At 72.2% G+C, this 12,794-nt stretch carries 9 protein-coding genes; 3 read left to right on the top strand and 6 right to left on the bottom strand.

Annotation, left to right across the window (positions count from 1 at the left end):
* The first annotated feature begins 43 nt into the window (after positions 1-43).
* The gene (locus OG780_RS08320) at positions 44-952 is read left to right on the top strand and encodes a helix-turn-helix transcriptional regulator (protein WP_326784521.1); all 909 of its coding nucleotides are present in this window, start codon (positions 44-46) and stop codon (positions 950-952) included.
* 103 nt (positions 953-1,055) lie between these two features.
* On the opposite strand, the gene OG780_RS08315 is transcribed toward OG780_RS08320, so the two are convergent.
* Together OG780_RS08315 and OG780_RS08310 are read right to left on the bottom strand one after the other, a co-directional pair.
* Positions 1,056-2,456 carry a glycoside hydrolase family 16 protein gene (locus tag OG780_RS08315; RefSeq protein WP_328446185.1) on the bottom strand — a complete coding sequence of 467 codons (1,401 nt, stop codon included), beginning with the start codon at positions 2,454-2,456 and terminating at the stop codon, positions 1,056-1,058.
* Between the two features lie 239 nt (positions 2,457-2,695).
* Complete coding sequence (locus OG780_RS08310) at positions 2,696-3,991, bottom strand: L,D-transpeptidase (protein ID WP_443062129.1); 1,296 nt, start codon at positions 3,989-3,991, stop codon at positions 2,696-2,698.
* 315 nt (positions 3,992-4,306) lie between these two features.
* Between OG780_RS08310 and OG780_RS08305 the strand changes: the two genes are divergently transcribed.
* A complete protein-coding gene (locus OG780_RS08305; protein WP_328446182.1) occupies positions 4,307-7,015 on the top strand; it encodes an FAD/NAD(P)-binding protein in 2,709 nt (902 codons plus the stop codon).
* Between the two features lie 183 nt (positions 7,016-7,198).
* Here the strand turns inward: OG780_RS08305 and OG780_RS08300 are convergent, their stop codons facing one another.
* The 4 genes from OG780_RS08300 to OG780_RS08285 are packed head-to-tail and all read right to left on the bottom strand — an operon-like array spanning position 7,199 to position 10,825.
* Positions 7,199-7,966 carry an IclR family transcriptional regulator gene (locus OG780_RS08300; RefSeq protein WP_328446180.1) on the bottom strand — a complete coding sequence of 256 codons (768 nt, stop codon included), beginning with the start codon at positions 7,964-7,966 and terminating at the stop codon, positions 7,199-7,201.
* Positions 7,963-8,259 carry a hypothetical protein gene (locus OG780_RS44615; RefSeq protein ID WP_443062128.1) on the bottom strand — a complete coding sequence of 99 codons (297 nt, stop codon included), beginning with the start codon at positions 8,257-8,259 and terminating at the stop codon, positions 7,963-7,965. Before OG780_RS44615 ends, OG780_RS08300 begins: the two co-directional genes overlap by 4 nt.
* 50 nt (positions 8,260-8,309) lie before the next feature.
* The gene (locus OG780_RS08290) at positions 8,310-9,158 is read right to left on the bottom strand and encodes a hypothetical protein (RefSeq protein ID WP_328446178.1); all 849 of its coding nucleotides are present in this window, start codon (positions 9,156-9,158) and stop codon (positions 8,310-8,312) included.
* Positions 9,158-10,825 carry a histidinol-phosphatase gene (locus OG780_RS08285; RefSeq protein WP_328446176.1) on the bottom strand — a complete coding sequence of 556 codons (1,668 nt, stop codon included), beginning with the start codon at positions 10,823-10,825 and terminating at the stop codon, positions 9,158-9,160. Before OG780_RS08285 ends, OG780_RS08290 begins: the two co-directional genes overlap by 1 nt.
* Positions 10,826-11,293: 468 nt before the next feature.
* On the opposite strand from OG780_RS08285, the gene OG780_RS08280 reads away from it, so the two are divergent.
* Positions 11,294-12,631, top strand: a complete 1,338-nt coding sequence (locus tag OG780_RS08280; RefSeq protein ID WP_328446174.1) for a 6-phospho-beta-glucosidase — start codon at positions 11,294-11,296, stop codon at positions 12,629-12,631.
* The last annotated feature ends 163 nt before the right edge of the window (positions 12,632-12,794 follow it).

Here is a 12,794-nt window from a genome sequence, read left to right as displayed (position 1 = left end):
AAATGGGACACGTGGAGCCGTGGCGAGCCGACGCGAGAAGGACATGAACGACAGAACCACCCAAGGCGGCACCGGCGGTACGGGCGGCCGGGACGGGATCAGGACCTTTCCGTTTCCGGCCGATCTGAGCCTGTCCGGCGTGGGCATGCAGGTCGGCGCGATGGGGGCCGGGCGCACCTGGCACGCGGACGCCCCGCTGGAACGCGTGCACCGCATCGACTTCCACGTCGTGATGCTCTTCCACGAGGGGCCGGTGCGGCACATGATCGACTTCGCGGAGTACGAGGCCCGCGCGGGTGACATCCTGTGGATCAGGCCCGGACAGGTGCACCGCTTCTCCAGTACCGACCCGTACCGCGGCACCGTCCTGACCATGCAGCCCGGATTCCTGCCCCGCGCGACCGTCGAGGCGACCGGCCTCTACCGCTACGACCTGCCCCCGCTGCTGCGTCCCGACGCCGCCCGGCTGGCCGCACTGGAACACGCGCTGACCCAGCTGGAGCGCGAGTACGTCGACACGACCACGCTGCCGCTCAGCCTGCACACCGCGGTGCTGCGGCACTCGCTCACCGCGTTCCTGCTGCGCCTCGCCCACCTCGCGGCGAGTTCCGCCGAGGCGGCCCACGAGCACACGGACACCACGTTCACCCGTTTCCGGGACGCGGTCGAGAAGGACTTCGCCGTCAACCACAGCGTCAGCGCGTACGCCGACGCCCTCGGGTACTCGCGCCGGACCCTGGTGCGCGCGGTGCGGGCCGCCACCGGCGAGACGCCCAAGGGGTTCATCGACAAGCGGGTCGTCCTGGAGGCCAAACGGCTCCTGGCCCACACGGACATGCCGATCGGGCGCATCGGGGCCGCCGTCGGCTTCCCCGACGCGGCCAACTTCTCGAAGTTCTTCCATCAGCACACCGGGGCGACCCCGGTGGCCTTCCGGACCGAACTGCGCTGAGCGGGACGGACCTGGTGGGTCCGCCCCGCTCGGCCGGGCTGTTCTATGGGTGACTACGGGTGGTTACGGGTGACTGCCCGTCGGTCCGCCTGCCGGTCTATGGTCAGTGACCGAAGTCGAACCAGTTGACGTTCACGAAGTCCGCGGGCTGGCCGCTGGTGAAGGTCAGATAGACGTCGTGGGTTCCGGTCACGGAGCTCATGTTCGCGGGCACGGTCCTCCAGGACTGCCAGCCGCCGGTGTTGGCCAGCGCGAAGCTGGCGACCGGTGTGCTCGTACGGCTGTCGAGGCGCACCTCGATCAGGCCGCTGACGCCGCCCGCCGCGCCGCTCGCGACCCGGCCGTGGAACTGGGTGGCCGCCGAGGAGCCGAAGTTGACACCCTTGTAGACCGCGTAGTCGCCGTTCGCGATCGTGCCGATGTCCTGGCCGCCGCCGGTGTCCGTGGTGGTCTCGCTGACGACGCCGCTCTGGCTGTCGTACGACTCGGCCTGGATGGCGCTGTAGGCGTCACGGTTGCCGGTGGGCGGCGGAGTGGTGCCGCCACCGCCGCCGGCCGACTGGAGCACCTGGACGTAGTCGACGACGAGCGGGTGACCGGGCTCCGTGCCGCTGTCGGGGCCGCCGCCGAAGGCGCCGGGGAAGCCGCCGCCCATCGCGACGTTCAGGATGATGAAGTAGCCGTGGTTCGTGGCGTTCGCCCAGGTGGTCGCGTCGACCTGGTTCGCCTTCACCGTGTGGAAGTTGACGCCGTCGAGGTAGAAGCGGACCTCCTCGGGGCTCGTCGACCTGTCCCACTCCATCGCGTAGGTGTGGAAGCCGGCCTGGCAGGTCGTCCCGGTACAGGGCGTGTTGTTGCCGATGCCGCTGGTCTCGTTGCACGGGCCGCCCGGGCTGGTGCCGCAGTGCATCGTGGCCCACTCGGTGTTGAGGCCCTGGACGTTCTCCATGATGTCCAGTTCGCCGACGCCCGGCCAGTTCTGGTAGTTGCCGCGGTAGGGCGCGCCCAGCGCCCAGAAGGCGGGCCAGTAGCCCTTGGCGGCGGCGCCGGTCACGTTCGGCATCTGCAGCCGTGACTCGATGCGCAGCTTGCCCCCGGCGGCGGGCTGGAAGTCGGTGCGCTTGGTCTCGATGCGGCCCGAGGTCCAGTTGCCCGAGGCGTCACGGCGCGGGGTGATGAGCAGGTTGCCGCTGCCGTCCAGGGCCACGTTGCTGGTGCTGGAGGTCATCGTCTCGACCTCGCCGGTACCGAAGTTGGCCGGCCCGCCGGGGTAGCTGGTGCCCGTCGTGTACTGCCAGTTGGTGGTGTTGACACCGCTCCCGGCGGTCCCGGTGAAGTCGTCGACGAAGACCTGGGACCAGCCGGTGGGGGGAGTGGGAGCGGACGCGTTGGCGGGGAGGGTGGCCGCGGTCGCGGCGGCCGCCGCCAGGCTCAGCGTGCCGAGCACGGCGATGAGCACGCGCCGGACGGAGCCGCGTCTGGGTGTGCCGGAAGTTTCACTCATGGGTGCCTCTTCGCGTACGGAGTGTGGGGTGCGCGGGTGGGGGAGGGAGCGCTCCCATGACTGTTGAGAGCGCTCTCAAAAAAGCTGCGCGGCCAATGTGCTCTCTGTCACTCCAGTCGTCAAGAGGTGAAGCCGAGAAAGTCCTTTCGCCGTAAGGGAGTTCACGCCGTGAAGGAAGGCATAAGGCCCGATGGACCTGCCACGAAGGGCAGTTGAAGTCCGTCCATCGGGTGCGGCCCTCAAAGAGCGCTGCCGGCCTTCCAGTCGGCCCATGACAGGTTCCAGCCGTTCAGGCCGTTCGACGCTTCGACGGTCCGCTCGCCCGAGTTCTCGACGACCACCACGTCGCCGAGCATCGAGCTCTCGTAGAACCGGTAGCCCGGCACGGAGCTGTCGTTCGCGCCCTTCGTGTCATGGAGGCCGACGCAGCCGTGGCTGGTGTTGCTGCCGCCGAAGACCGAGGCCGCGGCCCAGTAGTTGCCGTGGATGAAGGTGCCCGAGGTGGTCAGGCGCTGGGCGTGGGGCACGTCCGCGATGTCGTACTCGTCGCCGAGCCCGACCGTCGAGGACTCCATCCGGGTCTCCTTGAACCGCTCGCTGATCACCATGATCCCGGACCACGTGGTGTGGTCCGCGGCGCCGCCGCTGACCGGGTAGTCGGTGAGGGTGCTCCCGTCCCGTTCGACCGTCATGGTCTTCTTCGCGAGGTCGACGGTGCTCACCTGGCGGCGGCCGATGTGGAAGGTGACGTCCTTGGACTGGACGCCGTAGACGCCGTCCGTGCCCTCGACGTCCTTGAGGCGCAGGCTCAGCGTGATCTTCGTGCCCGCCGCCCAGTACCGCGCGGGACGGAAGTCGAGCCGGGTGTTCCCGAACCAGTGACCGACCACCTCGACCGCGGGCTCCGCCGTCACCGTGATGGCCTTTTCCACGGCGGCCCGGTCCGTCACCGCCTGGGTGAAGTTGATCGACACGGGCATGCCGACGCCGGACGTCGAATTCGCCTCGGGCGTGAAATAGCCGGCGAACGTCTCGCCCGGGGACTTCGTGACGAACGTCGCGGTGTGCTCCGCGGCACCCGCCGCTTTCGCCGTGACCGTGTATTTGGTGCCCGAGTACGGATTCCTGGAGGAGGTCCAGCGCGTACGGTCGTCGTCGAAGGATCCGGCCAGAGTGGAACCGTCGTTGCCGGAGACCTCGACCGACGACAGCGTGCCGTCCGCCACGGAGACCACGACCGGAGCGGTGAAGCCGGCCCTCTTCGTGCCGTCGGCGGGGGAGACGGTGACCGTCGGCGTCTTCACCTGCGTCTTCGCCTTCACCCCGGCCCCGGTGGCACCGGTCGCCGTCGCGTCCTTCCCGTCGGTGGCGCCCGCCGGACCGCCACACCCGCTCAGCGCGAGGGCCGGCACGGCGGCACCGAAGGCCGCGAGAATTCCGCGCCGTGACCAGGCCGGACGTCCCGGACGCCGGCGTACCCGCCCCGGGTCCCGCGGTGCGGACTCGGGCCGGTTCGATATCTCAGGGACGCCCACGGAACGCCTTTCCTCGGTTCTCTCGCTCACCACCACTGCGGGTGCATCCTGCGGGACTTTCCTGGGTTGATTCTTTGAATCCGGCTGCCCCAGCCTGAGATTCCCGTGAAGACGTGCGGAGGGACGGCCTGAATCCGCGGTTGCCGGGCCACTCCGAATTGTGAACAGAGTATGAAGAGCCCTGCCCGATCGCTGAGTTCTCCATGAGATCCTCTTCCGGGAGTTCTCTCGGGAGCCCTTTCTGGACTCCGCGACACAGGAGTGAAGGAGAAGTCCCGCTTGCCGGACCCGCGACAACCCACGCCGGAGGCATCCGTGAACCCAGCCCGTGAGCGGCACGCCGTGGCCATCGTCGGAGTGGGCGCCGCCGGCACCCTCACCGCCGTCCAGCTGTGCGAGACGGCGACCCGCCGACGTACCCCGCTCGACCTCTTCCTGGTCGACCCCGCCCCCGAAGCCGGGCGGGGCAGCGCCTACGCCACCGCCGATCCCCGGCACCGGCTGAACGTGCCCGCAGGCGGAATGAGCTGCTATCCCGACGACCCCGGCCACTTCACCCGATGGCTGTGCCGGCACGGCGAACCCACCGTCAGAGGAACCGACTTCGCCACCCGCTACCGGTACGGCGCCTATCTCGCCGACACCCTGGCCCGGGCGATCGTGCACGCCCACGGCACGGTCGCCGTGCACCGGCTGCGGACCAGGGCCGAGGCCTGCGCCCCCGACCCGGACGGGGGCCTGGAGCTCCGGCTCGCCGACGGGCACAGCCTGGCGGCCGACAGCGTGGTCCTCGCCACGGGACCGGCCGCCACGACGGGTGCCTGGGCCCCGCCACGGCTCCGTACCTCCGAACGGTTCATCGGCTCGCCCTGGGCGCCCGGCGCCCTCGACGGACCGCTCGCCGAACCGGCCGTCCGCGCGCGGGAGGGCGTGAGCGACGACGTCCTGCTCGTGGGCACCGGACTCACGGCGGTCGACCTCGCGCTCAGCCTCGACCGTCCCGGACGCACCGTGCACGCCCTCTCCCGGACCGGTCTGCTGCCACAGCCGCACGCGCTGAGCCCCGCACCGGCGATGGCCGCGCCCGAAGGGCTCGACGCGCCGACCCTGCGCACGCTGCGCCGGGCCGTCTACCGCCACATAGGCCGCGCCGTGCGCGCCCACGGCGACTGGCGCCCCGCGCTCGACAGCCTGCGCCCGCACACCGCGCGCCTGTGGCGCAGTCTCACACCCGAGGAACGCGCCGCCTTCCTGCGGAGCGAGGGCGCGCTCTGGAACACCCACCGGCACCGGATGGCACCGGCGACGGCCGAGTCGCTGGACCGCGCCCGCACGGCCCGGCGCCTGCGTGTGCACACCGGCGGGATCGCCGACGCCGTCCCCCGGCCGGACGGCTCCGAGCTGCTCACCCTCTCCAACGGGCGGCGCGTCACGGCTGGTTGGGTGATCGACTGCACCGGACCGGGGCCGCGCCCCGAAGACCCCCTGTGGCGCTCGCTGTTCGACACGGGTGCCGCCGTTCCCGGCCCGCTCGGCCTGGGCGTCGCGACCCGCGACGGCCGGCTCCTCGACGCCGGGGGCAGGGCCCAGCTCGCGGTGTTCACCCTCGGCGCTCCGCGCCGCGGTGAACTGTGGGAGACCACCGCGATCCCCGAGATCCGCGTCCAGGCCGCGGAGTTGGCCGAGCAGGTACTCGCGCCACTGGCTCCCCGGCGCCGCCCCGCCCGCCGTCGGCCCCTCGACGCGCACGGGCTCCCGCTGTCCACCCACGCCGAGGCGGCCGCCGCCCACCGCACCGGCCTCGACCGGGTCCTCAAGGTCAGGGCCGGCGCCGAGGACGCCTTCGCGCGCGCCGTCGCCCTCGACCCCGGCTTCGCGCTCGGGCACGCGGCCCTCGCCCTGCTCGGCCACGAGTGCGGCGCCGACGTCGACGTGCCGCGGGCACTGGCCGACGCGCGGCGCTGCGCGCGGGAACGGGCAGATCCGCGGGAACGCTCCTTCGTCGACGTGGTGACCCACCGCGTGCACGGCGACGGCCCGGACACCGCCGCGCGCGCCCTGCTGGGCCACCTGGCCGCCTATCCCGCCGACGCGCTGGCGCTCGCCGCGGCCGTGCCCACCATCGCCTTCTCCGGCATCAACGACATCGACAGCGCCTACGCGTTGAACCTGGTCGAGCGCGCCTCGCCCGCCTACGACGGCCACTGGTTCCCCACCTCGCTCCTCGCCTTCCTGCGCCAGGACCAGGGCCGCCACGACGAGGCGGCCGAACTGGCCGGGCGCGCGCTGGCCGCCGAGCCCGCCTCCGGACACGCCGTGCACGCCCTCGCCCACGTCCATTACGAGTCAGGGGCCCACGAGTTCGGCCGCGACTGGCTGGACGCCTGGGTGTCCGGGCACGGACGGGGCGCCGTCCACCGGGCCCACTTCTCCTGGCACATCGCCTTGCACGAACTGGCCCTGGACGATCCCGCCGCCGTCCGCAGACGCTGGTTCGCCCAGCTCGCGCCCGGCCGGGTGACCGGTGTACGCGCCCTGGTCGACTCGGGGTCGCTGCTGTGGCGGGCCCGGCTCAGCGACAGCTGGCGGGGGCGGGTGCCGGTGGCGGACGTCCTCGACAGCGTCGCCCGCGACATCGTGGAGCGGCCCGCGACCGCCTTCACCGCGCTGCACGCCGCCGTCGCGCTCACCGCCGCCGGTGATCTCGCGGCCCTGCGCCGGCTGCGCGACCACGCCGCCGGCGCCGACCCGGTGCAGCGCGAGGTCGTCGTCCCCCTGTGCGAGGCCCTCGCCGCCCTCGTCGAGGAGCGATTCCACGAAGCCGCCCGGGGTCTGGACGCGCTGCTGCCGGTTGTCCGCCGCGTCGGCGGCAGTGCGGCCCAACGCGAGGTCGTCGAGGAGACACTGCTGTACGCCCTGGTCGCGGCGGGCCGCTCCGAGGCCGCCCGGCGCCTCCTGGACACTCGCCTCGACCGGAGCCATTCACCCCGGGACCGCCGTTTGCTGGCCGCGCTGCCTGACTGAGGCAGGGCACGCGTGGTCGGCCCGGCGGAGTCGCGGTCGCCCGGTCGCGGGACGGCAACGGCGCCGGGCCGGTTGAAGCGGGCCGGTCCCGCCATCGGCGACGGGTGCTGGACCGCCTCGGTTTCGCTCCTGCCGCCGGGGTGGGGTGGTCAGGGCGGGCCCGCGGCCTTGCCCGCGCCCGCGTCAGACGTGTGGCTCCGTCCGGGCCGTCGGTCGCCAGCCGAGGGCCCGGGAGATTCCGCGGGCCGCCAGGCGTACCGCCGGGATCAACGCCGGTACCTGTGCGTCGGCCTGGGGCACGACGAGCGACACGGCCGCGACGACGGTGCCGTCCGTGCCGCGCACCGGCGCGGCCACCGACAGGGCGTCCTCGGTCACCTGACGGCTGCTCACCGCCACGCCCGTCCGGCGCACTTCGGCCAGAGCGCGGCGCAGGCGGGCCGGATCGGTGATGGTGTACGCCGTGTAGGCGGCCAACGGCCCGGCGCAGTAGGCGTCCTGGACCGCGGGCTGCGCGTGCGCGAGCAGCGCGAGCCCGACACCCGTCGCGTGCAGCGGCCAGCGGGCGCCCACCTGGATGCGTACACCGACCGACGAACGCCCGGCGATCCACTCGATGTAGACGACCTCGACGCCGTCGCGGACCGCCAACTGGACGTTCTCGTGCGTCGCTTCGTACAGGTCCTCCAGATACGGCAGGGCGATCTGCCGCAGCGCGAGCCCGCGCGGAGCGAGCGCCGCGACCTCCCAGAGGCGCAGGCCGACGTGGTAGAGCCCGTCCGTGTCCCGCTCCAGCGCGCCCCACTCGGCGAGCGCGGCCACCAGCCGGTGGGCGGTCGTGAGGCTGAGGCCGGCCCGGCGGCTGATGTCCGTCAGGGACAGCGCCGTGTGCCCGTGGTCGAAGGCGGCGAGTACGGCGAGGAGGCGGCCGGGAGCGGACAGGGCGGTCATGAGTTCAGTTCGGTGTCCGCGATCCGTCGCGGCAGCGTGTGCAGGCCGCGCATGCGGGGCTCCTCGGCGTCGATGCGGACGGGGCCTCGCAGGTGTTCTGCGGCGCGCTGCCGACCTGCGATGACGGGCTCCCTGGGGCCTGGCCCCGGCCGGGGCGGTCCGGACGTACGGACCCAGCATGCCGTATGGGTCAGGACGTGCCGGGCGGAGTGCGGATCGCCGTCGACGGCACGGTGGGGATCGACGGCGGCGGGAAGCCCGCCGCCGTCCTGCGGAGCCAGTCGCGGTTCCACGAGCGGGACTCGGGGCCCGGCGGTGCTCCAGGCCCCTTCGCATCGGACTCCTACCTGAACCGGTACGCGTACACGGAGGTCGCGACGCTGCACGTGCCGGGCTGGACCACCTCGGCGCGCAGCGTCCCGCTCGCCGTGTCGTAGTCGACGCCCTCGGCCTCGTACGTCCCGTCCGTGCACAGGCTGCGCTGCGGCAGGGCGAAGAGGCTGGTGACGTGTCCCGTGACCGGCTGACCGTCCACCTTCCGCTCCAGGTCGACCTGGAGCAGCGGCCGGTCCTCGGGGAAGAGCGCGCGCGAGCTGTCGTCCGAGGCGCAGAGCAGCCGGGTGCCGTCGACGAAGTCGCAGCCCTGGATGTCGCGGACGGGCTTGTCGAGGGTGATCTGGCCGGCCCCCGGCAGGGCGCCGCCGGTGGGCGGGGTCGACGGGTTGAGCAGCGGGGCGGGGAAGACCTGGAGCCGGTTCTGGTCGCCCCACTCGCCGGACACCAGCCACTGGCCGTCGGGCGACACGGTCGCGAAGGAGTTGTTCAGCTTCTCGCCGGGGTCGAGCCGGTGGACGTACTCGAACCGCTTGCCCGTGGGTGTGGTGACGGCGAACATCTTCGACGTCGCCGTGTCGGGCCCCTGGTAGGCGTCGAACACGGAACCCTGGGCGATGTCCGGGTCACCCACATGGTTCCAGCCCTTGATGCGCAGGACGAGCGGAATGGAGGCGAGCCCGCGGTGCAGCAGCGAGCCGTCCGCACGGCTCGCCAGCCCCTGTCCACCGCTCAGCGAGTCGACGTACGAAGTGCCGGTCTCGGTCCACACGGGTTCGCCGGCTACCGCGGCCGACGTACTCACGCCGACCGTGAAAGCCCCCAACAGGCAGACAGTGGACATTAAGTGACGCTTCATCAGCAGCCTTCCACATCGACGAACACCGGGTTGGAATAGAACCATGTGTCGACCCACGGGTCACCGTTTCCGGGCACGTGCGGAATCGGGCCGTGCGGGTCGACCGCCGCACCGAGGTATCCGGCGCCGTTCCTGTTGCCGTCGCTGCCGCGCAGCCGGACGTAGAAGGACTCGTCCCCGGCGGTCAGCGGAATGCGCAGGGTGTACGTCCCCTTGCGGCCGCTCACGTCCACGGTCCGGACGACCTTGGTGTCGGGGGCCCGCCAGACATCGCGGTCGGCCGCCGGGCCGCGCACCGCGCCGCGGATCACGTCGACATGCGCCAACTCCGGCAGGATTCCATGGGCGTTGGGGCGTGAGGCCGTCGTCACGGTGACCGACAGGGTGAGCCGGTCGCCCTTGCGGACGCGGATCCGGCCGCCCAGGGTGACGCCCGCCCCGTGGTCGTGGTCCCGCTTCAGGCGGACGTCGAGTCCGTCCAGCAGATGGCCGTGGTCCAGCCAGACCCGGCCCGCGCGCAGGCCCGCCATCACCGAGCGGTAGCCGTAGCGGGTCACGCCGACATGGGTGCGGCTGAACTGACCGGGCCAGAAGTCGCCGCCCGGCTGCGGAGTGTCGGTGTTCACCGGGTCGGGGACGTGCCCGGTGTTGTCGAAGTTCTGTCCGGGCGCCCAGTCGCCGTTCTTCCAGGTATCGAAGACGACGCGGTGCACATCGGAGTTGGTGGTGATGGTGAACAGTCGGCCCTCGGCGAGCATCGCGTCCCACATGCCGCCGACCGTGGCCGTCATCCAGTCGAACCCGCCGTACAGGACGTACGCGTCCTCCGGGTAACCGGCGAAGGAGTTCTCCGAGGGCTTGTTGACGTACTCGCCGCGCTGTTGGCCCGAGCCCACCCAGCCGGGGATGCCACCGCCCTGGGCGCCGGGCGCGCCCTCCATGCCGATCATGATCTCGGGGGCCGCGTCGCGCCAGTTGCGCATCTCGTGCGGGGAGTCGATGCCCAGGCGCAACGGGTGGTTGGCGAGGACCAGCACGTCGTCGACGTATCCGGTGCGGCGCCGCTCGGCCAGCCACTGGACGGCCTTGACCGCGTGCGCCTCGTTGCGGGCAGTGTCGGGGCTGGTCGGCGAACCCGCCGTGTAGCCCAACAGCTTTCCGTCGTAGGCGAGTTCGAACTGGGTGAGCAGGTCCACCTCGTGCGGTCCGGGGGCGGCGAAGACGGTGGCGTGCTCGGCGGCCGGAATGTACCACTCCAGACCCTGGAAGATCAGCTGGCGCGGGTTCGCGGCGCGCGCCTTCAGGATCTCCTGGTGCTCCGACCGGGCGCCGTAGGAGGCGTGCCCGAAGTTGGAGTGCTCGTTGAAGACCATCCAGTCGAGACCGTACTCGGCCCCGGCGCGGGCGAGCTGGGAGAACGTGTACTTCGCGTCGTGGCTGTAGACGGAGTGGATGTGATGGTCGCCCACGAGATAGGCGAGGCCCGGGTCACTGCCGCCGTAGCCTCTCTGGGACGCCGCCGCGGGCGCGGCGAGCGAGCCGACCGCGAAGGCCGCCCCGAACAGGCCCGCGCCGCGCAGCAGCCCGCGCCGCGACATGCCCTGCGGGTCCAGCGCGGCGGGGGAGACGGACGGATCGGCCCAGGCGGGCAGTTGCTGCTCGGTCATGGTCGTGTGGTCCCTAGGTCAGAGGGTCATGAACGACGGGACGGGGAAGGCGCGTTCGACGCGAGGGCGGCGGTGGCCGCATCGGTCGCGCGGTCGCCGTCGTACGCCCGGCGGTGGGGTCTCGCCGTGCCACCGTTGTCGTACGATCCCGCGCCATCGTGCCCGGCCGATCTTCCGTCGTTCACGCGTTGGAGAATGGCGCGGTCCCAGGGCCCCCGGATGAAACCGTCCTGAAGCCCCGGGGTCGACTCGATGGCGCCCAGTGGTCGGCGGGTCCACCCTCGCCGCTGCCCGTCGCGTGCGAGGGGGCGGGTCCGCGGGACGAGGACTCGACGTGGCGGTGACGGACGAGCCCGTGGACGCGGTGGCACGCTGACTCCTGGAAGACGTGGGTGAAACAGGCGGTCGTGGCGTGCTCCCTCGCCGTGCGGCCTGCGTCCCCGCACGAACTGCGAAGGTGGTACTTGCGTGAGGCTGACCATTCTGGGCGGCGGCGGATTCCGTGTCCCGCTCGTGTACGGGGCACTCCTCGGGGACCGGGCCGAGGGCCGCGTCACCCGGGTCGTGCTGCACGACCTGGACGCGGGACGGCTCTCCGCCGTGGCCCGCGTCCTCGCCGAGCAGGCGGCCGGGGACCCGGACGCACCGGAGGTGACCGTCACCACCGACCTCGACGAGGCCCTGCGCGGCGCCGACTTCGTCTTCTCCGCGATCCGCGTCGGGGGTCTGGAGGGCCGGGCGGCGGACGAACGGGTCGCTCTGGCCCAGGGCGTCCTCGGCCAGGAGACGGTCGGCGCCGGCGGCATCGCGTACGGCCTGCGCACCGTGCCCGTCGCCGTGGACATCGCGCGACGGGTGGCCCGGCTCGCGCCCGACGCCTGGGTCATCAACTTCACCAACCCGGCCGGACTGGTCACCGAAGCCATGTCCCGCCACCTCGGCGACCGCGTGATCGGCATCTGCGACTCCCCGGTCGGCCTCGGTCGCCGGATCGCCAGGGTCCTCGGCGCGCACCCGGGCGAGGCGTGGATCGACTACGTCGGGCTCAACCACCTCGGCTGGGTGCGCGGTCTGCGCGTCGCCGGCCGCGACGAACTCCCGCGTCTGCTGGCCGACCCCGACCTGCTCGGCTCCTTCGAGGAGGGCCGGCTCTTCGGCCCGCAGTGGCTCCAGTCCCTCGGCGCGGTCCCCAACGAATACCTGCACTACTACTACTTCAACCGGGAGACCGTCCGCGCCTACCAGCGGGCCGAGAAGACACGCGGCGCGTTCCTGCGCGACCAACAGGCCGGTTTCTACGAGGAGATGAGGCGCCCCGACGCGGCGGCCCTGACCGCCTGGGACCGCACCCGGGCGGAGCGCGAGGCGACGTACATGGCCGAGAACCGGGACGCCGCCGGTGCCGGGGAACGCGAGGACGACGACCTCTCCGGCGGCTACGAGAAGGTGGCGCTCGCGCTGATGCGGGCCATCGCCCGCGACGAACGGACGACCCTGATCCTCAACGTCCGCAACCGCGGCACGCTGAGCGTCCTCGACGCCGAGGCCGTCATCGAGGTTCCGTGTCTGGTGGACGCCAACGGCGCGCACCCCGTCACCGTCGACCCGTTGCCGGGCCACGCCACCGGTCTGGTGTGCGCGGTCAAGGCGGTGGAGCGGGAGGTGCTCTCCGCGGCCGAGTCGGGTTCCCGTACGACCGCGGTCAAGGCCTTCGCCCTGCACCCGCTCGTCGACTCCGTGAACGTGGCGCACGCACTGCTCGACGGCTACACGGCCGTACACCCGGGCCTGGCCTACCTGACGTAGGGACCGACGGAGAGGGCCGTACGGCCGCGAAGGAGCAGCGAGCGCGGTGGGCAACGCCCGCGGGCGTTGCCGGGTCCGTCTCGATGACACCCGCTTTGCGCACCGGACTTGCCGACGCCTTGACGATCCGTTTCCTGCGTGTTCAACCCTCTGTCCGTACCCG

It is taken from the genome of Streptomyces sp. NBC_00386, from assembly GCF_036063235.1.
Lineage (GTDB): Bacteria > Actinomycetota > Actinomycetes > Streptomycetales > Streptomycetaceae > Streptomyces.
This window is presented reverse-complemented; position numbering and strand designations above follow the sequence as displayed.